The sequence below is a fragment of the Rhodococcoides corynebacterioides genome (assembly GCF_019834675.1).
Lineage (GTDB): Bacteria > Actinomycetota > Actinomycetes > Mycobacteriales > Mycobacteriaceae > Rhodococcoides > Rhodococcoides corynebacterioides_A.
This window is the reverse complement of sequence record NZ_JABUBU010000004.1, coordinates 136,130-160,230: the sequence shown is the minus strand read 5'-3', so window position 1 is coordinate 160,230 and position 24,101 is coordinate 136,130. Positions and strand designations below refer to the sequence as shown.

Here is a 24,101-nt window from a genome sequence, read left to right as displayed (position 1 = left end):
AGCGAGACCCGCGACGAACCCACCGACGACGGCACGTGGAGCGCACCGTTGGCCACGGGACGATCCGCCGTCGGGGAGGGCCGGGCGGCACCGACCGCGCCGCCGGCGGCGACGTCGGACACGGCCGTGCCCGTCGACACGCTGCCCGAGGACCGCTACCTCAATCGCGAACTGAGTTGGTTGGACTTCAACTCCCGCGTGCTCGCCCTGGCCGAGGACTCGTCCCTGCCGCTGCTCGAGCGGGCGAAGTTCCTGGCGATCTTCGCCAGCAACCTCGACGAGTTCTACATGGTCCGGGTCGCGGGCCTCAAGCGCCGTGACGAGACCGGATTGTCCGTGCGGTCGGCGGACGGACTGTCGCCGCGCGAACAGCTCTCCTTGATCGCCAAGCGGACCCAGGAGATCGCCGAGCGGCACGCCCGCACCTTCCTCGACCGCATCGTGCCGGAACTGTCGGCCGAGGGCATCGACATCGTGCGGTGGTCCGAGGTCACCGAGGACGAACGTGGCCGCCTCACCGAGTACTTCAACAGCCAGGTGTTCCCGGTGCTCACCCCGCTGGCGGTCGATCCGGCGCACCCCTTCCCCTACATCAGCGGCCTGTCGCTCAATCTCGCGGTGACGGTGAAGGATTCGACCACCGGCGGCGAGCACTTCGCGCGCGTCAAGGTGCCGGACAACGTCGACCGCTTCGTGCAGCTCAAGCGCGGCGAGCCGCAGTCGATTCCGGCGTTCCTTCCCATGGAGGAACTCATCGCGGCGCACCTCGACGTGCTGTTCCCCGGTCTGCAGATCGTCGAGCACCACGCGTTCCGCATCACCCGCAACGCCGATTTCGAGGTCGAGGAGGACCGCGACGAGGACCTTCTGCAGGCCCTCGAACGGGAGCTGGCCCGCCGACGCTTCGGTTCCCCCGTCCGACTCGAGGTGGCGGACGACATGACCGAGCACATGCTCGGACTGTTGTTGCGCGAGTTGGACGTCGATCCCGGTGACGTCATCCAGGTTCCCGGTCTGCTCGATCTGTCGTGCCTCTGGCAGGTCTACGGGGTGGATCGACCGATGCTCAAGGACGCCCCGTTCGTCCCCGCCACGCACCCCGCCTTCGGCGAGCGCGAAACCCCGAAGAGCATCTTCTCCACCCTGCGCGACGGCGACGTCCTGCTCCACCACCCCTACGATTCCTTCTCCACCAGCGTGCAGCGCTTCATCGAGCAGGCCGCGGCCGACCCGCACGTCCTGGCGATCAAGCAAACCCTCTACCGCACGTCGGGTGACTCGCCGATCGTCAACGCCCTCATCGCGGCGGCCGAGGCGGGCAAGCAGGTGGTCACCCTGGTCGAGATCAAGGCTCGCTTCGACGAGCAGGCGAACATCGCGTGGGCGCGCAAGCTCGAGCAGTCGGGCGTGCACGTCGTCTACGGCCTGGTCGGACTCAAGACGCACTGCAAGACGTGTCTGGTGGTGCGCCGGGAGGGGTCGACCATCCGGCGCTACTGCCACATCGGCACGGGCAACTACAACCCGAAGACCGCGCGCCTCTACGAGGACGTCGGTCTCATCACGGCGGACGAGGAGATCGGCGCCGACCTGACGGACCTGTTCAATTCCCTCACCGGGTACTCGCGCAAGGAGCACTACCGCAACCTGCTCGTGGCGCCGTTCGGCGTGCGGGCGGGCATCGTGGAGCGCATCGAGGCCGAGGTGCGGGCACACCGCGAGGGTCGCGAGTCCCGGATTCGCCTCAAGGCCAACGCCCTCGTCGACGAGCAGGTGATCGACGCGCTGTACTGGGCGTCGTCCGAGGGCGTCCGCGTCGAGGTCGTGGTGCGCGGTATCTGCGCGCTCAAGCCGGGCGTTCCGGGGCTCAGCGAGAACATCGAGGTGCGGTCCATCCTCGGTCGATTCCTGGAACATTCGCGCGTGCTGCACTTCCGGGCCATCGACGAGTACTGGATCGGCAGCGCGGACATGATGCACCGCAACCTCGATCGACGCGTCGAGGTCATGGCGCAGGTGCGGGACGCGCGACTGACCGCGCAACTCGGCGCGATGCTCGATTCCGCGATGGACACGACCACGCGGTGCTGGGTCCTCCAGTCCGACGGGTCCTGGTCGGCCTCGCCCGCCAGCGGCGAGACCGTGCGCGATCATCAGGTGTCGCTGATGCGCCAGCGTCGGTACACCGGGTCGTAGGCGGCCGGTTTCGATGGGCGACTCGACACGATCGAAGTCCGACGGCGTCGTGCGCGCCGCCGGCGCCGTGCTGTGGCAGGTGGATCCGACCGACGGCGAACCGCGGGTGGCGGTGGTCCACCGCCCGCGTTACGACGACTGGTCCCTGCCCAAGGGCAAGGTCGACCCCGGCGAGATCCCGGCGGTGACCGCCGTGCGCGAGGTCGCGGAGGAGACCGGGTACGCCTGCGCCCTGGGTCGGTCGCTGGGTTCGACCACCTATCCCCTGCCGCGCGGACGCACCAAGCACGTCGACTACTGGGCCGCCCGCGTCACCGGTGGGGAGTTCGTCGCCAACGACGAGGTCGACCGGATGGTCTGGGCGACACCGGCGGAGGCGCGCGACACGGTGTCCTACGACGCGGACCGCGAGGTCCTCGCCCGGTTCGTCCACGGCCCGCACCCGACGAGTTACGCGGTGCTGGTCCGTCACGCGCGGGCGGGGTCGAAGGCGCGGTACAAGGGTGACGACGCCGAGCGTCCGCTCGACAGCGTCGGCGTCACCCAGGCCGACGCGCTCGTCCCCGTCCTGAAGGCCTACGGCGGCACGTCCGTGTTCAGTGCGGAACGCACGCGGTGCGTCCAGACCGTGGCGCCGTGGGCGCGGTCGGTGGGCCTGCAGGTGGTCCCGGAGCGCGCTCTGACCGAGGAGACCTACGCCCGCGATCCCGACGTCGTCCGTCGCCGCGTGCGCGAGATCGTCTCGACCACTCCCGGCGTCCCGGTGATGTGCAGTCAGGGCAAGGTGATTCCGCCCCTGATGGAGTGGTGGGCCGAGCAGGACGGCGTGACGCTGACCCGGTCACGATCACGCAAGGCGAGCGTGTGGGTGCTCGGATTCGTCGGCGGCGTTCTGGTGACGGCCGACCATCTCGAGTCGCCACTGCCCGTGTCGGTCCGCGAGGACTGAGCTTCCCGGCCCCCCGGGACCCACACCGGACCCGAGAACGCGGCGAGCCCCGGACCTCGATCGGGTCCGGGGCTCGGGGCTCGCGGCGTACGCCGACGTTACTTGCGCGCAGTACGTTTCGCCGGGGCCTTCTTCGCGGGCGTCTTCTTCGCGGCGGTGGTCTTCTTGGCCGCCGACGTCGTCGTCTTCTTCGCCGCGGTGGTGGTCTTCTTCGCCGCCGTGGACTTGCTCGCCGTCGACTTCGCGGCCGTGCTGGTCTTCTTGGCCGCCGTCTTGGCGGGTGCGGTGGTCTTCTTGGCCGCGGTCTTGGCGGGTGCCTTGGTGGCCGTGGTCTTCTTCGCCGCGGTCTTGGCGGGTGCCTTGGTGGCCGTGGTCTTCTTCGCCGCGGTCTTGGCGGGCGCCTTGGTGGCCGTGGTCTTCTTCGCCGCGGTCTTGGCCGGTGCCTTGGTGGCCGTGGCCTTGGCCGCGGTGGTCTTCTTGGCGGCGGAGGTCTTCTTCGCTGCCGCAGTCTTCTTGGCCGCGGCGGCGGCACCGCGCTTGACGGCAGGTCCGGAGGCGGAGAGCTTCTGCCCACCGGCGATGACGGCCTTGAACTGAGCGCCCGGGCGGAAGGCGGGCACCGACGTCGGCTTGACCTTGACCGTCTCCCCGGTGCGGGGGTTGCGGGCGACGCGCGCGGCGCGGCGGCGCTGCTCGAAGACACCGAAGCCGGTGATGGTCACCGAGTCACCGCGGTGGACGGCGCGCACGATGATGTCGACGATGTTCTCGACAGCATCGGTGGCGCTGCGACGGTCCGCGCCGGTCTTCTCGGTCAGGGCATCGATCAGTTCTGCCTTGTTCATCGGTCATTCCTCCGCACACTGATGGCCCCTCGTCGGACCGACTGTGTACCACGGTAAACCGCAGAAGCGCACGAGTCCACGACCGACGCCGTTTCGGAGTGGGTCCGTAAACCGTGTCGTACCAAAGCGTGTCGCGCCGAACGGAGAAATTCGACGGGCCCATCGGCCCGCCCGTGACGGGCCGGTGCCCGCCGCGAGCGGGGCCGCGACGTCAGCGCGCGGGCTCGGGAAGGGTCGTCGGCTTGTGGCTCGGACGCGACTTCTCGAACTCGGAAATGGCGTCTACCTGGCGCAACGTCAATCCGATGTCGTCCAGACCCTCCATCAGACGCCAGCGCGTGTAGTCGTCAATCTCGAAGCGCACCACCGTGGTTCCGGCGGTGACCGTCTTGTTCTCGAGATCGACGGTGAGCTCGAGACCCGGCTGTTCGTCGAGCAATTTCCAGAGCATCTCGACATCGGGCTGCTCGACGATGGCCGCCAGCAATCCGGCCTTTCCGGAGTTTCCGCGGAAGATATCGGCGAAACGCGAGGAGATGACGACGCGGAAACCGAAGTCGGACAGCGCCCACACGGCGTGCTCGCGCGAGGATCCGGTGCCGAAGTCCGGTCCGGCCACGAGGACCGAACCGCGGTCGTAGGGCTCGGTGTTCAGGATGAAACCCGGATCCGAACGCCAGCCCGCGAAGAGCCCGTCCTCGAAGCCGGTGCGGGTGACCCTCTTGAGGTAGACCGCCGGGATGATCTGGTCGGTGTCGACGTTGCTGCGACGCAGCGGAACACCGATTCCGGTGTGCGTGACGAACGGTTCCACGATGTGACTCCTCGGACGTGCGGGGGATGGTGCGAGCGACGGCGGCGCGACGACGGACGCGCTCGGGTGTCGGGACGCGGGTGTCAGGACAGGTCGGCCGGTGCGGCCAGACGCCCCCGCACCGCGGTGGCGGCGGCGACGGCCGGGGACACCAGATGGGTCCGACCGCCCTTGCCCTGCCGCCCTTCGAAGTTGCGATTCGACGTGGACGCCGACCGCTCCCCCGGCGTCAACTGATCCGGGTTCATGCCGAGACACATCGAGCACCCCGCCTGACGCCACTCGGCTCCGGCCGCGGTGAAGATGGCCCCGAGGCCCTCCTCCTCCGCCTGGGCGCGGACCCGCATCGAGCCGGGCACCACCAGCATCCGCACACCGTCGGCCACGCGGCGTCCCTCCAGCACGGACGCGGCCACGCGCAGGTCCTCGATGCGGCCGTTGGTGCACGAGCCCAGGAACACGGTGTCGACGGCCACGTCGCGCAACGGCGTTCCCGCCTCGAGGCCCATGTACTCCAACGCCTTCCGCGCGGCCTGACTCTCGCCGGCGTCCGCCATCTGCTCCGGATCCGGCACCGAGGCGGACAGGGGGGCACCCTGACCCGGGTTGGTGCCCCAGGTGACGAACGGGCCGAGCGACGCGGCGTCGATCCGCACCTCGGTGTCGAAGGTCGCGTCGTCGTCGGTCCGCAACTGCGACCAGGCCTCGACGGCGCGGTCCCAGTCCGCGCCCGTCGGCGCGTGCGGGCGACCCCGCAGGTACTCGAACGTGGTGCTGTCCGGGGCGATCATGCCGGCGCGCGCGCCGGCCTCGATCGACATGTTGCAGATGGTCATTCGCGCTTCCATCGACAGCTTCTCGATGGCGGACCCGCGATACTCGATGACGTGGCCCTGCCCGCCCCCGGTGCCGATCTGCGCGATCACCGCCAGGATCAGATCCTTGGCGGACACGTCGTCCCCGAGTTCCCCGTCGACCGTGACCGCCATGGTGCGGAACGGCCGCAGCGACAACGTCTGCGTGGCCAGGACGTGCTCGACCTCGCTGGTGCCGATGCCCATCGCGAGTGCACCGAACGCGCCGTGCGTGGACGTGTGGCTGTCGCCGCACACGACGGTGGTGCCGGGCTGGGTCAGACCGAGCTGCGGCCCGATGATGTGCACGATGCCCTGCTCGAGGTCGCCCATGGAGTGCAGGCGGATGCCGAACTCCTCGCAATTGCGACGGAGGGTGTCCACCTGGGTCCGGGAGACGATGTCCGCGATCGGCTGATCGATGTCGACCGTCGGGACGTTGTGGTCCTCGGTCGCGATCGTCAGATCCGGGCGACGAACGGGACGGCCGGCCAACCGCAGGCCGTCGAACGCCTGCGGGCTGGTGACCTCGTGCACGAGGTGGAGGTCGATGTAGATGAGGTCGGGCTGGTCGCCCTCGCCCCGGACGACCACGTGCTCGTCCCACACCTTCTCCGCCAGGGTTCTGGGTGCCATGTCCACTCCTTCGTCGCGTCCGTCCGGCCCGCGTGCGATTCCCCGGAACGGTCGCGCTCTCCGGGGATCGTGCGTGTGCGACAGTGCGTGCAATCTCAGTATGCGAGACGCTAGTATCGCCTCATGGGACAGCATAGCGGCATCGGCGTTCTCGACAAAGCGATGGGCGTGCTGCACGCCGCCGCGCAGGGCCCCTGCTCGCTCGCCGACCTCTGCGCGGTCACCGGACTCCCCCGCGCCACCGCGCACCGCCTGGCCGTCGGCCTCGAGACCCACCGCATGCTGGCGCGGGACCAGGACGGCCAGTGGCGGCCGGGGCCGGCGCTCGCGGAACTCGCCCACACCGCCGAGGACCCCGTCGTGGAGGCCTCCGCCGCCGTCCTCCCGCGTCTGCGCGAGGCCACCGGTGAGAGCGTCCAGGTCTATCGCGTGGACGGTACGCGGCGCGTGTGCGTCGCCGCGGTGGAGCCGCCCACCGGACTGCGGGACACGGTCCTCGTCGGCTCTCGCCTGCCGCTGACGGCCGGGTCCGGCGCGAAGGTCCTGCTGGCGTGGGCGGACCCGGCGCTCCAACGCGCGGTCCTCGCCGACGCCGCGTTCGGAGAGCGAGCCCTCGCCGACGTCCGACGACGCGGGTGGGCGCAGAGCGTCGCCGAACGTGAACCCGGGGTGGCGAGCGTGGCCGCGCCGATCCGCGGGCGGGACGGTCGCGTCGTGGCCGCGATCTCGGTCTCGGGCCCCGTCGACCGCATGGGACGTCGACCGGGCGTGCGGTGGGCGGCCGATCTGCTGACGGCGGCCGCGGACGTCGAGAAGCGGATGTAGGCAACGCACGGCACCGCCGGCGTGGGTGCCGCTCGGGCCGTGGCGCGACCCGGGAAACCCCGGAAACGACACGAGGACCACTGCGCATGCAGTGGTCCTCGTGTACTGCGTAGCCCCGACGGGATTCGAACCCGCGCTACCGCCTTGAGAGGGCGGCGTCCTAGGCCGCTAGACGACGGGGCCAGGAACTTACCGTGGTGCAGATCGAGCTGGTGACTCTGGTGAAGCAACCGGACGAGCATAACCGGTGGAGACCGTCCGACGAAATCGGACATTCTCTGCTGGGGTACCAGGACTCGAACCTAGAATGGCGGTACCAGAAACCGCTGTGTTGCCAATTACACCATACCCCACTACCGCGGACCAGCCGCAGGCTCGACCCGCTCCGAGGACGTGCTCCGGAGCGCTTCGAGCCGTGGAGAACACTATCAAACAGTGTCCGGGATTCACCAAATCGGCAGGTCAGGGCCGGTCGTCGGGCGGCGTCGTCGAGTCGGGCTCGTGGAAGACCACGTCGATCTCCTCGAACCCCTTGCTGCGCTGGGCCTCGGCCTGGGCCGTGTACGCGTCCCGGTCGCCGTCGGTGAGCTCGACGTTGTCGGTGAACGGCGTCAGCAGTGCCCGCGGATGCAGGCGGTCCACCCGCACGACGTTGACCTCGATGCACAGCACCACGATCATCGCCGCGATGTAGAGGAACGCGAGCAGTCCGAGCACGATGGCGAACACGCCGTTGGTGGTGTCCGCGCCGCCGACCACCCGCTGCACGTACAGGCCGCCGAAGGACTGGAGCGCCTGCCAGAGCGCGCCCGCCAACGCGGCGCCCGGCAGCACGTCGCGCACCGTCACCGGCCGCGTGGTCCCCAGCCGGAAGGCCACCACGAACGTCGCCGTGTTGAGCAGAACGGCGGCGATCACCACGAAAACCTGTGCGACGGAACCGAAGAAGCCGGCCGCGTTGAAGCCGTTGAGAATCGTCACACCGATCACGGCGGTGCCGACGGTGACGAGGAGTCCGAAGCCGCGGATTCGTCCGGTGATCGGATCCGGCCGCTCGTTCTTCGGCACGGCCCACGCGACGTTCATCGCGTTCTGCGCGGCCACGGCGACGCCGAGCCCGCCGTAGAGCGAGCCGACCACGCCGACGACGATGGCCCCGACGCCGCCGCTGAGCCGATCGGGCTGGCCGAGTTGCTCCCCGATCAACGGGATCTGGCTCATCGCGGAGTCCAGAATCCGTTGCTGGAGATCGGGATTGCCCGCGAGCACGATGCCGAGCGTGGTCGAGAAGAGGAGCAGCAGCGGGAACAGCGAGACGAACGCGTAGTAGGCGATGAGCGCCGCGAGGTACCCGCCCTGGTCGTCGACGAACTTGTAGACGACCGCGAGCGGATATCCCACGGCGGGCCGGCGTCGTTGGAAGCGGTCCAGCCGCTCCGTGAGAGACGCCGGCCGGGCCTCAGCCGTCGAGTCGGTCACGGGCCGCACGCAGTCGCAGGAGCGAGTCGTCGCGACCCAGGAGGACCATCGATTCGTAGAGCGGCGGGCTGATGTGCGAGCCGGTGACGGCGACGCGGATCGGCCCGAACGCCTTGCGGGGCTTGAGCTCGAGCCCGTCCACCAATGCTGTCTTCAACGCCTCCTCGAGAGCCGGCGCGGTCCACTCCGGCAGCCCCTCGAGCGCGGACAGCGCCGCGTCGAGCACGGGCCGGGCGTCCGCGCCGAGGTTCTTCGCCGCCGACGCGGGATCGACGGCGAACTCCGCGCGCGGAGCGAGGAGGAACTTCAGCAGACCCCAGGCGTCCGAGAGCACGACGATGCGCGTCTGGACCAGGCCGGCGGCCTCGGCGAACACCGCGTCGTCGACCTCGACGGGATGGCCCGCCGTCTCGAGGAAGGACCGCAGGCGAGCGGCGAAGTCCGCCGGATCCAGCAGGCGGATGTGCTCGGCGTTGATCGCGTCGGCCTTCTTCTGGTCGAACCGCGCGGGATTGGCGTTGACGGATCCGATCTCGAAGGCGTCCACCATCTCCGCGAGCGAGAAGACGTCGCGGTCGTCGCGGAAGCCCCACCCCAGCAGGGCCAGGTAGTTGAGCAGACCCTCGGGGACGAAGCCCCGCTCGCGGTGCAGGAACAGGTCCGCCTGCGGATCGCGCTTGGAGAGCTTCTTGTTGCCCTCCCCCATGACGAACGGGAGATGACCGAACTCGGGAACCCGGTCCGCGACGCCGATGCGTACCAGCGCCTCGTACAACGCGATCTGACGCGGCGTCGAGGACAGCAGGTCCTCGCCGCGCAGCACGTGCGTGATCTTCATCAGGGCGTCGTCGACCGGGTTGACCAGGGTGTAGAGCGGAATGCCGTTGCCGCGGGTCAGCGCGAAGTCGGGCACGGTTCCCGCGCGGAACGTGGTCTCGCCCCGGACGAGGTCCGTCCAGGACAGATCGTGCTCCGGCATGCGCAGACGCACGACGGGCTTGCGGCCCTCCTCGAGGAACGCCGCGCGCTGCTCGTCGGTCAGATCGCGATCGGCGTTGTCGTAGCCCAGCTTCGGATCGCGTCCGGCGGCACGGTGCCGCGCCTCGACCTCCTCCGGAGTGGAGAAGCTCTCGTACGCCTCCCCCGCGTCGAGCAGCGACCGCACCACGGCGAGGTGCTGTTCGCGGCGGAGCGACTGGCGGTAGGGCTCGTAGGGACCGCCGACCTCGGGGCCCTCGTCCCAGTCCAGGCCGAGCCACCGGAGCGCGTCCAGCAGAGCGCGATACGACTCCTCGGAATCGCGCGCGGCGTCGGTGTCCTCGATACGGAAGACGAAGTCGCCGCCGTGATGGCGCGCGAAGGCCCAGTTGAACAGCGCCGTGCGCACCAGGCCTACGTGCGGAGTTCCGGTGGGCGACGGGCAGAATCGGACGCGCACGCTCACTTGTCCACCACCGGGTTGCTCAGGGCGCCGATGCCCTCGATCTCGACGGTGACCGTCTGGCCCGCGACGACGGGCCCGACACCCTCCGGCGTACCGGTGAGGATCACGTCGCCCGGCAGCAGCGTCATCACCGCGCTGACCCATTCGATGACGGCCGGAATGTCGTGCAGCAGAAGCGAGGTGCGGCTGCTCTGCTTCGTCTCCCCGTCGACCGTGGTGGTGATCGCCAGATCGCTCGGGTCGATCGAGGTCTCGATCCACGGGCCGAGCGGGCAGAAGGTGTCGTGCCCCTTGGCGCGGGTCCACTGTCCGTCGTGTCGCTGATGATCGCGGGCGGTCACGTCGTTGGCGGCGGTGTATCCGAGCACGACGTCCAGCGCACGCGCCGCGGGAACGTCCTTGCAGGGGCGACCGATGACGACGGCCAGCTCGCCCTCGTAGTGCACCTCGGAGGACGACGGCGGCCGCACGACGGCGGCACCGGGACCGACGATGGAGGTGTTCGGCTTGAGGAAGATCACCGGGTCAGCCGGCGCCTCGCCCCCCATCTCGGCCGCATGGGCGGCGTAGTTCTTGCCGATGCAGACGACCTTGCTGGCCAGGATCGGGGCCAACAGCCGGACGTCCGCCAGGGGCCAGGTGCGGCCGGTGAAGGTGGGGGTGCCGAAGGGGTGTTCGGCGATTTCTCGAGCCGTTCTGTCGTCGCCGTCGCCCTCGATGGACACGAAGGCGACGCCGTCCGGGCTCGCTACTCGACCTAAGCGCATGGCGGGAGTCTATCGACGCGGCCGAGGTCGAGGGCGGACGGCGTGGGGCCCCGGCCCGGACGCGGCGTAGGGTGACACCCGCAGACCACTCGACGGGACGGACTTCTCGCATGCTGAGACGCAGACAGGGATGCGCCACATGCTGAGTCGCAGCGCGTACACCGAGTCGACGGTGGGCCGCTGGTGCATGCTGGTGGTCGGCATGCTCGCCACGGCGTCGACGGCCCTCCTGCTCAACGGAGCGGCGTTCCTCATCCCGGCCCTGCAGGACCAGCGGGGCCTGTCCCTCGCCGCCGCCGGAGTCGTCGTCGCCATGCCGACCACCGGCATCGTGCTCACCCTGTTCGCGTGGGGAGCCGTGGTGGACCGGATCGGTGAGCGCCGGGCGCTCGTGGCCGGTTCCGCCCTCACGGCCGCGTCGGCGTTCGCCGCGGCCGCGACCACCGGCGTCGTCCCCTTCGCGGTGTTTCTCCTCCTCGGCGGCATGTGCGCCGCGAGCGTGAACTCCGCCACCGGCCGTGTGGTGGTCGGATGGTTCCCACCCCACCGGCGGGGCCTGGCGATGGGCATCCGGCAGATGTCGCTGCCCCTCGGAGTCGCGTTGTCCGCATTGACCGTTCCCGGTCTCGCCCGCGAGTACGGCGTGGCCGCGGCCATGCTGCTGCCCGCGATCGCCGCCGCGGTGTCGGCCCTCGCCTGCCTCGTGGCGGTGTACGACCCGCCGCGACCGTCCCGCGCCGCCGCGTCGAGCGCCGCGCTGCTGCAGAACCCGTACCGCGGCCGCACGGACCTGTGGCGCATCCACGCCGCGTCGGTGGCGCTGGTGGTCCCCCAGTACGTCGTGTGGACCTTCGCCCTCGTCTGGCTGATCGACCGACAGGAATGGTCCGCGGCAGCCGCGGGCGTCGTCATCACCGTCGCGCAGATCTGCGGCGCGGTCGGCCGCACGATCGCCGGCGCGGTGTCCGACCGGGTGGGCAGCAGGCTCGGACCGATGCGGGTCGTCGCCGTGCTCGTCGTGTCCACGATGGCGGCGTTGGCCGTGACCGACGCCCTGAACACCGAGGTCGCCGTCGTCGCCCTCGTGATCGCCTCCGTCGCGACGGTCTCCCCCAACGGACTGGCGTTCACCGCGGTCGCCGAACGCGCCGGCCCCTTCTGGAGCGGGCGCGCGCTCGGGGCGCAGAACACCGCGCAGTTCGTCGCCGCGTCGGCGGTGCCGCCCACGTTCGGTGCGCTGATCACGCACTCGTCCTACACCGTCGCGTTCGCCGCCTCGGCCGCGATCGCGTTGCTCGCGGTGCCGATCGTGCCCCGCGAGCGCTGACGCACGCGAGGCACCCGAGTCGACGAGGACCGGCCGAAACCGGCCAGGGTCAGTATCGCCCGACCCGGCCCGGGTCAGTATCGACAGACCCGGCCCGGGTCAATATCGCCCGACCCGGCCCGGGTCAGAGCCGCCCGATGATCCGTTCGCCGATCTCCACCGTCGACCCCGGAGCACCGGCGGTCCGCTCGGCGAGGTCCGCCGCGACGGCCGCCTCCACCCGCGCGGACGCGTCGTCCCGGCCGAGATGCGCGAGCAACATCGACACCGACAACACGGCGGCGGTCGGATCCGCGGTGCCCTGCCCGGCGATGTCCGGTGCGCTGCCGTGCACCGGTTCGAACATGCTCGGATTGGTCCGCGTGGCGTCGATGTTCGCGCTGGCGGCCAGGCCGATGCCCCCGGTGACGGCGGCGGCGAGGTCGGTGATGATGTCGCCGAACAGGTTGTCCGTCACGATGACGTCGAAGCGTCCTGGGTCGGTCACCAGGTGGATCGTCGCGGCGTCGATGTGCTGATACGCCACCTCGACGTCCGGGAACTCCGTCGCCACCTCGGTCACCGTGCGGTGCCACAGCGATCCCGCGAACGTCAGCACGTTGGTCTTGTGCAGCAGCGTCAGGTGCTTCCGGCGCGCCGTCGCACGCGCGAAGGCGTCGCGCACGACGCGCTCGACGCCGAACCGCGTGTTGACGCTGACCTCGGTGGCCACCTCGTGCGGCGTCCCGACGCGCAGGGCGCCGCCGTTGCCGGTGTAGGGCCCCTCGGTGCCCTCGCGCACCACCACCACGTCGATCGGCGGATTGCCGGCCAACGGCCCCTCGACACCCGGGTAGAGCTTCGACGGGCGCAGGTTGATGTGGTGATCGAGCTCGAAGCGGGCGCGGAGCAGCAGGCCCCGCTCGAGCACGCCGCTGGGCACCGACGGATCGCCGATCGCGCCGAGCAGGATGGCGTCGTGCTCCCGGATCTCGGCGAGCACCGAGTCCGGCAACAACTCCCCGGTCGCGTGGTAGCGACGAGCGCCGAGGTCGTAGTCGGTGGTCTCCACCCCCGGCTCGACCGCGCGCAGCACGTCGAGGGCGACCCCGATCACCTCGGGACCGATGCCGTCTCCGGCCAGAACCGCCAGCTTCATCGCGTTCCTCCTCGCGTCGTCGGTGCTCAGGACAGGTCGACGAGTTCGATCGTCGACGCGCCCACCGCCGCGGCGATGGAGTCGCGCACGTCCGCCGGCACGTCCCGGTCGACGCGCAGCAGGATCGTCGCGCCGGTGCCCTCCGCGTCCTGGCTGAGCGCGGCGGCCGCGATGTCGACGCCGGCGTCACCGAGGGCGGTGCCGATGCGGCCGAGCGATCCGGGCCGATCCTCGTAGGTCACGATCAGGTTCTTGCCCTCGGCACGCAGGTCGAAGTTGCGGCCGTTGATGTTCACGATCTTCTCGACGTGCTGCGGGCCGGTCAGCGTGCCCGCCACGTTCAGCACGGTGCCGTCGCCGTACACCGCACGGACGTCCACGACGCTGCGGTGATTGGGGCTCTCGGGCGCGGTGGTGACCTCGGCGGTCACGCCGCGCTCCTCGGCCAGCGAGGGCGCGTTGACGAAGGTCACCGCGTCCTCGATGACGGCGGAGAACAACCCGCGCAGGGCCGACAGCCCGAGGATGTCGACGTCCTCCGACGCCAGTTCACCGCGGACGTCCACCGACAGCGACGTCGGGAGTCCGTCGGCCAGAGCGCCGAGCAGCACACCCTGCTTGCGCACGATGTCCAGCCAGGGCGCGACCTCCTCGCCGACCGCTCCGCCGGAGACGTTGACGGCGTCGGGCACGAACTCGCCGGCGAGCGCGAGCAGGACGGACTTCGCGACGTCGGTGCCGGCGCGGTCCTGCGCCTCGGTGGTCGACGCCCCGAGGTGCGGGGTGACGACGACCTGCGGGAGCTCGAACAGCGGGCTGTCCGTGCAGGGCTCGGAGGCGTAGACGTCGATGCCGGCCGCGAAGACGTGACCGCTGGTGATGGCGTCGGCGAGGGCCTGCTCGTCGACCAGACCGCCGCGAGCGGCGTTGACGACGATCACGCCCTTCTTGGTGCGGGCCAGCGCCTCCTTGCCGATCAGACCCTTGGTCTCCGGGGTCTTCGGCAGGTGCACGGAGAACATGTCCGCGCGCTCGAGCAGCTCGTCCAGGGAGACCAGCTCGATACCCAGCTGCGCTGCGCGCGCCGGGGAGACGTAGGGGTCGTACGCGATGACGTGCGTCTCGAACGCGGCCAGGCGCTGGGCGAAGAGCTGCCCGATCCGGCCGAGGCCGACGACGCCGACGGTCTTGCCGAAGATCTCGACGCCGTTGAAGCCGCTGCGCTTCCACTCGTGGTTCCGCAGGGTGGCGTCGGCCGCGGGAATCTGGCGGGCGGCCGAGAGCAGCAGCGTCACGGCGTGCTCGGCCGCGGTGTGGATGTTCGACGTGGGGGCGTTGACCACCATGACGCCGCGCTCGGTCGCCGCGGCGACGTCCACGTTGTCCAGGCCGACGCCGGCGCGCGCGACGATCTTCAGCTTCGATCCGGCGGCGAGCACCTCGGCGTCGACCGTCGTCGCCGACCGCACCAGGATGGCGTCGGCCTCGGGCACGGCGGCGAGCAGAGCGGGTCGGTCCGGTCCGTCGACCCAGCGGACCTCGACGCCGTCACCGAGGGCGTCGACGGTGGACGAGGCGAGCTTGTCGGCGATGAGGACGACGGGACGGCCTGGCTGGCTCACGTGGGAACTCCCTGATCGAGTGGCGCCGGGCGGCGAATCGCGCCCGCGCGAGTGGTTCTCGTGATAGAGCGTGCTGTGTCGGGGAGGAGCCTAATGGTGGCCCTCACCCGAGTGCGGGGCACCCTCCGCTCGGACGAGCGACGGATGCCCCGCAGGGGACGAACGGGACTGCCGGTCAGGCCGTCTCGGTGATGGGGCGATCGACCCAGCTCATCAGGTCGCGCAGCTTCTTGCCGGTGACCTCGATGGGGTGCTCGGCGTTCTGCTTGCGCAGGCCCTCGAGCTCGGTGTTGCCGTTCTCGACGTTCGCCACCAGACGACGCGTGAACTCACCGGACTGGATGTCGGCCAGGATCGCCTTCATGCGCTCCTTGGTGCCGGCGTCGATGACGCGCGGGCCGGAGAGGTAGCCGCCGAACTCCGCGGTGTCGGACACCGAGTAGTTCATGCGCGCGATGCCGCCCTCGTACATGAGGTCCACGATCAGCTTGAGTTCGTGCAGTACCTCGAAGTAGGCCATCTCCGGGGCGTACCCCGCCTCGACCATGACCTCGAAGCCCGTCTTGACCAGTTCCTCGGTGCCGCCGCACAGCACGGCCTGCTCACCGAACAGGTCGGTCTCGGTCTCTTCCTTGAACGTCGTCTTGATGACGCCGGCGCGCGTGCCGCCGATGGCGCGAGCGTAGGACAGCGCAAGCGCCTGCCCCTCACCCTTGGGGTCCTGATCGATTGCGATCAGAGCCGGCACGCCCTTGCCGTCGACGAACTGCCGACGCACCAGGTGACCCGGTCCCTTCGGCGCGACCATGCCGACGGTGATGTTGTCCGGCGCCTCGATCAGATCGAAGTGGATGTTCAGGCCGTGCCCGAAGAACAGCGCGTTGCCGTCCTCGAGGTTCGGCTCGATGTCGTCCTTGAAGATCTGCGCCTGCGCCGTGTCCGGAGCGAGCAACATGATCACGTCGGCCCACTGCGAGACCTCGGCCGGCGTGCCCACGCCCAGACCCTGCTCGGCAGCCTTGTCGCGGGACTTCGACCCCTCCTTCAGACCGATGCGGACGTCGACGCCCGAGTCGCGCAGGCTGAGCGAGTGCGCGTGGCCCTGGCTTCCGTACCCGATCACCGCGACCTTGCGGCCCTGGATGATCGACAGATCGGCGTCGTCGTCGTAGAACATCTCGACTGCCACTTGTGGTTTCCTCCTCGTCGTCCCGGACACGGTGCCCGGAGAAAATCTGTTGTCTGGTGCTAGCGCGATGCGGTGCTGTCGCGCACCGCTAGCGCGATGCGGTTCTGTCGCGCACCGCTAGCGCGATGCGGTGATGGACTTGGGTCCGCGACCCACCGCCACGATCCCGGACTGGACGATCTCACGAACACCGTAAGGGTCGAGCATCCGCAGCAACGCCTCGAGCTTCGAGCGGGTGCCCGTCGCCTCGACGGTGACGGACTCCGGCGACACGTCGATCACCTTGGCGCGGAACAGGTTCACGGTCTCGATGACCTCGCTGCGCACCGACGAATCGGCGCGCACCTTGATGAGCACGAGTTCGCGTGCGACCGACGCCTCCGGCTCCTGCTCGACGATCTTGATGACGTTCACGAGCTTGTTCAGCTGCTTGGTCACCTGCTCGAGCGGGAACTCGTCGACCGTCACCACGATGGTCATGCGGGAGATGTCCGGGACCTCGGTGCCACCCACGGCGAGGGACGCGATGTTGAACCCGCGGCGGGAGAACAGCGCGGCGACACGGGCGAGGACACCGGGCTTGTCCTCGACCAGGACGCTCAGGGTGTGACTGGTGCTCACTGATCGGTACCTTTCGCGTTCTGGTCGAGAGCAGCTTCGGTGACGTCGCCGACGACGCCGGGTTCCTGCGCGGCCTCGTCGTCGTTGTCGAACAGCGGACGGATGCCCCGCGCGGCCTCGATCTCGGAGTTGCCCGTGCCCGCGGCGACCATCGGCCACACCTGCGCGTCCTTGCCGACGATGAAGTCGATGACGACGGGGCGGTCGGTGATGGCTCGCGCCTGCGCGATGACGTCCTCGACGTCCTCCTCGCGCTCGCACCGCAGACCGACGCACCCCAGCGCCTCGGCGAGCTTGAGGAAGTCCGGGATCCGGACGGCACCGTGGGTGCCGAGCTCGGTGTTGGAGTACCGCTCCTCGTAGAAGAGGGTCTGCCACTGCCGCACCATGCCCAGGTTGCCGTTGTTGACCACCGCGACCTTGATCGGGATGCCCTCGACCGCGCAGGTCGCGAGCTCCTGGTTGGTCATCTGGAAGCAGCCGTCGCCGTCGATGGCCCACACCTCGGTGTCGGGCAGGCCCATCTTGGCGCCCATCGCGGCGGGCACGGCGTAGCCCATGGTGCCCAGACCGCCCGAGTTCAGCCAGGTGCGCGGCTTCTCGTAGGAGATGAACTGCGCCGCCCACATCTGGTGCTGACCGACGCCGGCGCAGTAGACGGCGTCCGGGCCGGCCGCCTTGCCGATGGACTGGATGACGAACTCCGGCGACAGCGCACCGTCGGAGGGACGGTCGTAGCTCAGCGGGTAGGTGCGACGCACCCCGTCGAGGTAGGACCACCACTCGGACAGGTCGGTGGACGTGCCGGTGGCGCCGTCGGCACGCACGGCCTCGACGAGCTCCGCGATGACCTCACGGCAGTCGCCGACGATCGGGACGTCCGCGAACCGATTCTTGCCGATCTCCGCCGGGTCGATGTCGGCGTGCACCACCTTGGCGTCCGGCGCGAAGGAGTCGAGTCGACCGGTGACGCGATCGTCGAACCGCGCCCCCAGCGTGATCAGCAGATCGCTGCGCTGCAGGGCGGCCACCGCGGCCACCGTGCCGTGCATGCCGGGCATGCCCAGGTTCAGATCGTGGCTGTCCGGGAAGACGCCGCGCGCCATCAGGGTGGTGACCACCGGGATGCCGGTCAGCTCGGCCAGCTCGAGCAACTCCTTGTGGGAGTCGGACTTGATGATGCCGCCGCCGCAGTACAGAACGGGCCGCTCGGCCGCCGCGATGAGACGCGCCGCCTCCCGCACCTGCTTGCCGTGCGGCTTGGTGACGGGCCGGTAGCCCGGCAGCCGCATCTCCGGCGGCCACGAGAACGTCGTGTCGGCCTGCAGGACGTCCTTGGGGATGTCGACCAGCACGGCGCCCGGACGGCCCGACTCCGCCAGGTAGAACGCCTCGGCGATGGTCCGCGGGATGTCCAGCGGATCGGTGACGAGGAAGTTGTGCTTGGTGATCGGCATGGTGATGCCGGAGATGTCGGCTTCCTGGAACGCGTCGGTGCCGATGAGACCACGGCCCACCTGACCGGTGATCGCGACGACCGGGACCGAGTCCATCTGAGCGTCGGCGAGCGGGGTCACGAGGTTGGTCGCACCCGGCCCCGACGTCGCCATGCAGACACCGACGCGACCGGTGGCCTGGGCGTAGCCGGTGGCGGCGTGGCCGGCGCCCTGCTCGTGCCGCACGAGGACGTGGCGCACCTTGGTGGAGTCGAGCAGCGGGTCGTAGACCGGCAGGACGGCGCCGCCGGGGATACCGAACACGACGTCGACGTCGAGCTCCTCGAGTGCACGCACGACGGACTGGGCGCCCGTCACGCGCTCCGGCGCGATCGCGCGGCGTTCCGGTGCCGCGGGCACGGGACGGTCGGCGGGGGACGGGGTCTTGCGAGGGGCCGGGCCGGGCCGGGCTGTCGGTGCGCTCACTGTGTGTCCTTGGGTTCTCATCCGGGCAAGAAAAAACCCCCGCCAGCAGATGCTGTGCGAGGGTGGCGCGTCGTGGCTGAGCGTCGAGAAGTAGATCGGCTCAGGCGACGACGCGCCTGCCGATTACGAGGAGATCTTCACGCTTCACGTTGGTGAGGTTAAGCGTGCGATGCCGCGCCAGTCAACTACCGAACTACGAATCCCGGGATGTGGGATGGCGTGTGTGCAGTGCGAAGATGAAGGGGTGTCGTCTCCGCAGCAGTCCGAACCACCGCGCACAGTCTCCCACACCGGCGACCCCGCGCCCGACCGGTCCCCCGCGGCCGACGCCGAGGTCTTCCGCATCGACCCGCTGACGCTCGCCGCGGTGGCACTCCTGTTGTTCGGGGCGTCGTTCCCCGTCGCGGGCGCACCGACGCTCTTCTGGTGGGTGCTCGCCATTCCGGCGTTCGCCGCCTACTGGGTACTGCGTGTGCGCACCACGGTCGATCGCCGCGGACTCGTCGCCCGCCGGCCGTTCACCACCACAACGGTCGCCTGGGCCGACGTCGCAGGAATCACGTTCCCCCGCTTCGGCTTCGGCAAGGCAGCGCTCACCGGCGGTGGCACCGTGCCGCTGCCGGGGGTGACGGTGGACGATCTCCCCCGGCTGTCCGCGGCCAGCGGCGGCGCCGTGCCGGACCCCACGCCGCCGACGCCGGAACCCGAGACCGAGCCCGACGCCGGCCGGCCGGCCGAGCAGTGACGCCGGCCGGCCCAGCAGTGACGCCGGCCGGCCGAGCTGGGGATCAGGCGAAGGGGTCGGCGCCGTTGAGCAGGATCCACAGCGCCACCGCGCCGCCCACGCCGATGAGCAGGGCGACGAACGAGCCGATGAACGGACGACGCGCCCACCCGCGCGTGCCGTCGATCGCGATGCGGCCGGGTCCGGTCAGCACGATCGCGGCCGCGGCGAGGGCCAGCAGGGACTCGTACTCGACGCCGGTCGGCGCGAAGAACTGCAGACCCGGCTCGGCCACCTGACGGACCAGCCACGCGTTGATCATCACGGCGAGCACCGCGGCGCCGGCCAACGGCGTCGCCAGGCCCAGGACGAGCAGCGCGCCGCCGGCGGTCTCGCCGACGGCCCCCAGGACGGACAGCAGGCGCGCCTGCTCGTAACCGGCGCCGGACACGATGTCCTGGAATCCCGACAGACCGGGGCCGTCGAACCACCCGACCAGCTTCTGCAGCCCGTGCACCAGCACGATGGCGCCCACGCTCACCCGCAGGATCAGCAGGCCGAGATCGAGGGTGCCGCGCCGCTCCTTGACGTCCGTGGGCGCCGCGACGGGTTCGGGGGTCGCGGTGGTCTCGTACGACGACGCGGTCCCGGCCGCACCGTACGAGGACGGGGTCGCGTCCGCCACCGGGTACGCGCGAGTGGCCGTGTCGTCCAGGGACGGGGACGGGGACGAGGCGCTCGCTGGCCCGGGGTAGGTGGGGATCTTCTCCGTCGCCCCGGTGCGGTCGGCCCCCGAGCGGGACGATCCGTCGAGATCGTCGTCGGTTCGCGGCAGCGACGACGTGTCGTGACCCAGCCGTTCGGTCGGCTGGTCGTACGGGCTGGACGCCGGTTCGTATCCCGACGGGGAACGGCGCTTGTCCTCGGAGTCGCTCATGTCGGCGAGCCTAGTTCCGCACCTCCGCGACACCGGGGAAGCGGACGACGCTCGCGCCGTGTCGTGCGGGGTTCCTGCGTACCGTGGGCGTCATGACGCGCAGTACTGGAGTCGGCCGCGCCGCACGACGTTCGCTGACGGTCGGATGCGTAGTCGCGATGGCCCTGTCGGGATGCGCGCGGTTCGACGACTCCGCGTCGACGCCCTTCTCCCCGGAACCCACCTTCGGCGCCGCCGACGTCGCGCCCGAGGAGCCCGGCGCACCGGAGTCGACGTCCCCGCCCGTCACGCCGTCGGGACCGTGCGTCGACCCGGACCCCGCCGTCATCGCCACCTGTCTCGACACGCTGGGCGGACTGGTCACGCTGCCGGGTGGGGGTGCGGCGCTGGTCGCCGAGCGGATCACCGGAGCGGTGATCGAGGTGGCGCCGGGCGCCGCACCCCGGCCGGTCGCGTCGATTCCGGTGGACCCCTCCCCCGGCGGCGGGTTGATCGACCTCGCCCTGTCCCCGACCTACGCCGAGGACAGGCTGCTCTACGCCTACGTGGTGACGCCCACCGACGCTCGTGTGGTCCGGATCGCGCCGGGGGACGTCCCGAAGCCCGTCCTCACCGGCATCCCCCGCGGGACCGGTGACGTCGGCGGCGCGGTGGACTTCGTCGGCCCGTCAGAGCTGCGGGTGGCGACGGGCAGCGGCGGCGACCCGGCCGCCGCGGCGGATCCGTCGTCGCTCGCGGGCAAGGTGCTCTCGATCGTCGATCCGCGCGTCGACGGGAGCGCGGCACCCCGGGTGCTCATGAGCGGCCTCGGCCGCGCCGGCGATCTGTGCTCCGACGGCACCGGTTCGCAGTGGGTGACCGACGGCGCCGTCGACGGCGACCGACTGTCGCGCATCACCCCGGAGGGTGGGGTGGTCGGCGCGGTGTGGACGTGGCCGGACCGGCCCGGTGTCGGCGGCTGCGCGGCCGGGCCCGGCACCGTCGCGGTGTCGATGTCCGCCGCCCGCGCGGTCGGCGTGGTGGCAGTCGATCCCGAGACCGGCTCGGTGCCCACCCCGCCCACGCTGATCGCGCAGGACCGGTACGGACGGCTCCGCGGCGCGACTCTCGGCGCGGACGGGCAGATCCTGGTGAGCACCACCAACAAGGACGGCGGCGCCCCGACGCCCACCGACGACCGCGTGGTCGTCGTGCAGATCCCGGCGGGCGGCGGCGGCAGCGACTGACCGACCTCTCGGCCCTATGCGCAGGCCGCGAGCACCAGTTCCTTGACCCGCGCGGGGTCGGCCTGACCCTTGGTCGCCTTCATCACCTGACCGACGAGGGCACCGGCGGCCTGGACCTTGCCGGCCTTGATCTTCTCCACGATCGCCGGGTTCGCGGCGAGGGCGTCGGACACCGCCTGCTCGAGGGCCGAATCGTCCTGCACCACAGCGAGTCCCCGCGCCTCGACCACCGCGTCCGGGTCGCCCTCACCGGCCAGTACGCCGTCGACGACCTTGCGCGCGTTGGCGTTGGTGAGCGTGCGGTCCGCCACGAGGGCGGCGACCCGGGCCACCTGCGCGGGGGTGATGGACAGATCGGACAACGGGACACCGAGGGTGTTGGCCTGCTGCGCGAGGTACGCGACCCACCAGCTCCGCGCGGCGTCGGGGGTGGCGCCGGCATCGACGGTCGCCGAGATGAGCGGCAGCGCATCGGCGTTGACGACGTCCCGCATGACCGCGTCCGACCAACCCCACTCCTGCTGGATGCGAGCGCGGGTGATCCACGGCGCCTCGGGGATGGTGGCGCGCAGTTCCTCGATCCACGCGGCGTCGGGTGCGACGGGCTCGAGGTCGGGCTCCGGGAAGTAGCGGTAGTCCTCGGCGGTCTCCTTGCGTCGGCCCGCGGACGTGGTGCCGTCGGCCTCCTGGAAATGCCGTGTCTCCTGGCCGATTTCGCCGCCGTCGAGCAGAACTGCGGCCTGGCGGCGCATCTCGTACCGCACCGCCACCTCGACGGACTTGAGCGAGTTGACGTTCTTGGTCTCGGTCCGGGTTCCGAACTCGGCGGCGTCCTTGGTCATCAGCGACACGTTGGCGTCGCAGCGCAGCGAGCCCTGATCCATCCGGACGTCGGACACACCCAGTTCGCGGATCAACTCGCGCAGCGCCGTGACGTAGGCACGGGCGACCTCGGGTGCGCGCTCCCCGGCGCCGACGATCGGCTTGGTCACGATCTCCACGAGCGGCACCCCGGCGCGGTTGTAGTCCAGCAGCGAGTGGCTGGCGCCGTCGATGCGTCCCGTGGCGCCGCCGACGTGCAGCGACTTGCCGGTGTCCTCCTCCATGTGCGCCCGCTCGATGTCGACGCGCCAGGTGCTGCCGTCGTCGAGGACCACGTCGAGATAGCCCTCGGTGGCGATGGGCTCGTCGTACTGGGAGATCTGGTAGTTCTTCGGCTGATCCGGGTAGAAGTAGTTCTTCCGCGCGAACCGACCCCACGGGGTGATCGCGCAGTGCAGGGCCAGGCCGATGCGGATGGCCGACTCCACCGCGGCCGCGTTGACCACCGGCAGGGCGCCGGGCATGCCGAGGCAGACCGGGCACACCTGCGTGTTGGGCTCGGCGCCGAACTCGGTGGGACACCCGCAGAACATCTTGGTGGCCGTACCCAGCTCGACGTGCACCTCCATGCCGAGGACGGGATCGAACCGGGCGATCACGTCGTCGTAGTCCAGGAGCGATGCGGTGGCGACAGACATGGTCCGCAGCCTACTAGCCGAAGAGGACGCGCATTTCCTGGTAGCGCCCGGCGGGAACCGTCTTGTGATTGGCGAGCGCCTCGTCGAATCCGACCCGGGCGATGTCGGTGCCGTGCAGGGCCACCATCTGCCCCCATCCCCCGTCGGCGACGAGGTCGACGATGGCCATGCCGAGCCGCGTCGCGAGCACCCGGTCGAAGGCCGTCGGGACGCCACCACGCTGGATGTGGCCGAGAACCGTTGCCCGCGTCTCGATTCCGGTGCGCTCCTCGATGATCGGCGCGAGCCACTCGCCGATGCCACCGAGGCGGGGCCGATCGAAACCGTCGAGACCCTTGGTCGAGTGCGCCTCCGTCATCTCCGGCAGCGTGAACCCCTCCGCCACGACGATCATGGGCGCGCGGCCGCGATCGCGGACACTGGTCGCCCACGCACAGATCTGCTCGAGGCTCTCCGGCTGCTCGGGGATGAGGATGGCGTGCGCCCCGCCGGCGATGCCGGAGTGCAGGGCGATCCATCCGGCGTGGCGTCCCATGACCTCGAGCACCATGCACCGATCGTGCGAGTTGCCCGTGGTGCGCAACCGGTCGATGGCCTCGGTGGCGATCTCCACGGCGGTGTCGAAGCCGAAGGTGTAGTCGGTGGCGTCGAGGTCGTTGTCGATGGTCTTGGGCACCCCGACGATGTCGATGCCGTCCTCGAACAGTCGCTTGGACGCACTGGCCGTGCCCTCGCCGCCGATGGCGATGACGCCGTCGACCCCGAGATCGTCGAGCACGCGCTGGATGTTCTCCGCGCCCCCCTCCGGTTCCTGGTACGGCCCGAACCGGCTGGTCCCGAGAATGGTGCCGCCCTGGTGCGACAGTCCGCGAACCACACTGCGGTCCAGGGGAATCGACTCGCCACGCACCAGTCCGCGCCACCCGCCGAGGAACCCGACGAACTCCTGCCCGTGCACCGCGGTGCCCTTCAGGACGGCGCCGCGGATGACGGCGTTCAGACCCGGGCAGTCACCTCCGCTGGTCAGAATGCCGATCCTGGTCATCGCGACTCCTTCGGGAGGGGG

20 protein-coding genes and 2 tRNA genes are annotated in these 24,101 nt (G+C 70.4%); 6 read left to right on the top strand and 16 right to left on the bottom strand.

Going from position 1 to position 24,101, the window contains the following annotated elements; genetic code table 11:
* The first annotated feature begins 48 nt into the window (after positions 1-48).
* Entirely contained in the window at positions 49-2,196 is a 2,148-nt protein-coding gene (locus HQ603_RS08600; protein WP_261773597.1) for an RNA degradosome polyphosphate kinase, read from the top strand.
* A 13-nt stretch (positions 2,197-2,209) separates the two neighbouring features.
* Positions 2,210-3,145 carry an NUDIX hydrolase gene (locus HQ603_RS08595; protein WP_222684114.1) on the top strand — a complete coding sequence of 312 codons (936 nt, stop codon included), beginning with the start codon at positions 2,210-2,212 and terminating at the stop codon, positions 3,143-3,145.
* 98 nt (positions 3,146-3,243) lie between these two features.
* Here HQ603_RS08595 and HQ603_RS08590 read toward each other — a convergent pair whose 3' ends face one another.
* The 3 genes from HQ603_RS08590 to leuC all read right to left on the bottom strand — a co-directional run bounded on the left by HQ603_RS08590 (position 3,244) and on the right by leuC (position 6,294).
* On the bottom strand, positions 3,244-3,990 hold the full coding sequence (locus tag HQ603_RS08590) for an HU family DNA-binding protein (RefSeq protein WP_222684113.1): 747 nt from the start codon (positions 3,988-3,990) through the stop codon (positions 3,244-3,246).
* A gap of 211 nt (positions 3,991-4,201) precedes the next feature.
* Positions 4,202-4,804 (bottom strand): 3-isopropylmalate dehydratase small subunit, encoded by a 603-nt coding sequence (gene leuD, locus HQ603_RS08585; protein ID WP_222684112.1) that lies wholly within the window; start codon positions 4,802-4,804, stop codon positions 4,202-4,204.
* Between the two features lie 83 nt (positions 4,805-4,887).
* Positions 4,888-6,294 carry a 3-isopropylmalate dehydratase large subunit gene (gene leuC / locus HQ603_RS08580; RefSeq protein ID WP_222684111.1) on the bottom strand — a complete coding sequence of 469 codons (1,407 nt, stop codon included), beginning with the start codon at positions 6,292-6,294 and terminating at the stop codon, positions 4,888-4,890.
* 123 nt (positions 6,295-6,417) lie between these two features.
* Here leuC and HQ603_RS08575 point away from each other — a divergent pair, with 123 nt between their 5' ends.
* Entirely contained in the window at positions 6,418-7,119 is a 702-nt protein-coding gene (locus HQ603_RS08575) for an IclR family transcriptional regulator (RefSeq protein ID WP_222684110.1), read from the top strand.
* A gap of 110 nt (positions 7,120-7,229) precedes the next feature.
* On the opposite strand, the gene HQ603_RS08570 is transcribed toward HQ603_RS08575, so the two are convergent.
* The 5 genes from HQ603_RS08570 to HQ603_RS08550 all read right to left on the bottom strand — a co-directional run bounded on the left by HQ603_RS08570 (position 7,230) and on the right by HQ603_RS08550 (position 10,809).
* Positions 7,230-7,302 (bottom strand) — tRNA-Glu (locus tag HQ603_RS08570).
* A gap of 98 nt (positions 7,303-7,400) precedes the next feature.
* A tRNA-Gln gene (locus tag HQ603_RS08565) sits at positions 7,401-7,472 on the bottom strand.
* A gap of 109 nt (positions 7,473-7,581) precedes the next feature.
* Positions 7,582-8,598, bottom strand: coding sequence for a YihY/virulence factor BrkB family protein (locus HQ603_RS08560; RefSeq protein ID WP_308126422.1), 1,017 nt, complete (start codon positions 8,596-8,598; stop codon positions 7,582-7,584).
* Positions 8,579-10,042, bottom strand: a complete 1,464-nt coding sequence (gene gltX / locus HQ603_RS08555; protein ID WP_222684109.1) for a glutamate--tRNA ligase — start codon at positions 10,040-10,042, stop codon at positions 8,579-8,581. The genes HQ603_RS08560 and gltX overlap by 20 nt, the downstream gene beginning before the upstream one ends.
* Entirely contained in the window at positions 10,039-10,809 is a 771-nt protein-coding gene (locus HQ603_RS08550; RefSeq protein ID WP_222684108.1) for a fumarylacetoacetate hydrolase family protein, read from the bottom strand. The genes gltX and HQ603_RS08550 overlap by 4 nt, the downstream gene beginning before the upstream one ends.
* Before the next feature lie 142 nt (positions 10,810-10,951).
* On the opposite strand from HQ603_RS08550, the gene HQ603_RS08545 reads away from it, so the two are divergent.
* A complete protein-coding gene (locus HQ603_RS08545; protein WP_371831029.1) occupies positions 10,952-12,136 on the top strand; it encodes an MFS transporter in 1,185 nt (394 codons plus the stop codon).
* A 124-nt stretch (positions 12,137-12,260) separates the two neighbouring features.
* Here HQ603_RS08545 and HQ603_RS08540 read toward each other — a convergent pair whose 3' ends face one another.
* The 5 genes from HQ603_RS08540 to HQ603_RS08520 form a co-directional block, all read right to left on the bottom strand.
* On the bottom strand, positions 12,261-13,274 hold the full coding sequence (locus HQ603_RS08540) for a 3-isopropylmalate dehydrogenase (RefSeq protein ID WP_222684106.1): 1,014 nt from the start codon (positions 13,272-13,274) through the stop codon (positions 12,261-12,263).
* Between the two features lie 26 nt (positions 13,275-13,300).
* Complete coding sequence (gene serA, locus HQ603_RS08535) at positions 13,301-14,896, bottom strand: phosphoglycerate dehydrogenase (RefSeq protein ID WP_222684105.1); 1,596 nt, start codon at positions 14,894-14,896, stop codon at positions 13,301-13,303.
* Positions 14,897-15,071: 175 nt separating this feature from the next.
* On the bottom strand, positions 15,072-16,073 hold the full coding sequence (ilvC, locus tag HQ603_RS08530; RefSeq protein ID WP_170851427.1) for a ketol-acid reductoisomerase: 1,002 nt from the start codon (positions 16,071-16,073) through the stop codon (positions 15,072-15,074).
* A gap of 129 nt (positions 16,074-16,202) precedes the next feature.
* The gene (ilvN, locus tag HQ603_RS08525) at positions 16,203-16,706 is read right to left on the bottom strand and encodes an acetolactate synthase small subunit (protein ID WP_222684104.1); all 504 of its coding nucleotides are present in this window, start codon (positions 16,704-16,706) and stop codon (positions 16,203-16,205) included.
* A complete protein-coding gene (locus HQ603_RS08520; protein ID WP_222684103.1) occupies positions 16,703-18,628 on the bottom strand; it encodes an acetolactate synthase large subunit in 1,926 nt (641 codons plus the stop codon). Before HQ603_RS08520 ends, ilvN begins: the two co-directional genes overlap by 4 nt.
* Before the next feature lie 244 nt (positions 18,629-18,872).
* On the opposite strand from HQ603_RS08520, the gene HQ603_RS08515 reads away from it, so the two are divergent.
* Positions 18,873-19,373 carry a PH domain-containing protein gene (locus tag HQ603_RS08515; RefSeq protein WP_222684102.1) on the top strand — a complete coding sequence of 167 codons (501 nt, stop codon included), beginning with the start codon at positions 18,873-18,875 and terminating at the stop codon, positions 19,371-19,373.
* 43 nt (positions 19,374-19,416) lie between these two features.
* Here the strand turns inward: HQ603_RS08515 and HQ603_RS08510 are convergent, their stop codons facing one another.
* The gene (locus HQ603_RS08510; protein ID WP_222684101.1) at positions 19,417-20,289 is read right to left on the bottom strand and encodes a DoxX family protein; all 873 of its coding nucleotides are present in this window, start codon (positions 20,287-20,289) and stop codon (positions 19,417-19,419) included.
* A gap of 92 nt (positions 20,290-20,381) precedes the next feature.
* Between HQ603_RS08510 and HQ603_RS08505 the strand changes: the two genes are divergently transcribed.
* Positions 20,382-21,515: a PQQ-dependent sugar dehydrogenase gene (locus tag HQ603_RS08505; protein WP_222684100.1), complete on the top strand. Its 1,134-nt coding sequence runs from the start codon at positions 20,382-20,384 to the stop codon at positions 21,513-21,515.
* Positions 21,516-21,529: 14 nt separating this feature from the next.
* Here HQ603_RS08505 and gatB read toward each other — a convergent pair whose 3' ends face one another.
* A complete protein-coding gene (gene gatB / locus HQ603_RS08500; protein ID WP_222684099.1) occupies positions 21,530-23,035 on the bottom strand; it encodes an Asp-tRNA(Asn)/Glu-tRNA(Gln) amidotransferase subunit GatB in 1,506 nt (501 codons plus the stop codon).
* A 13-nt stretch (positions 23,036-23,048) separates the two neighbouring features.
* On the bottom strand, positions 23,049-24,080 hold the full coding sequence (locus tag HQ603_RS08495; protein ID WP_222684098.1) for a 6-phosphofructokinase: 1,032 nt from the start codon (positions 24,078-24,080) through the stop codon (positions 23,049-23,051).
* Positions 24,081-24,101: the final 21 nt, after the last annotated feature.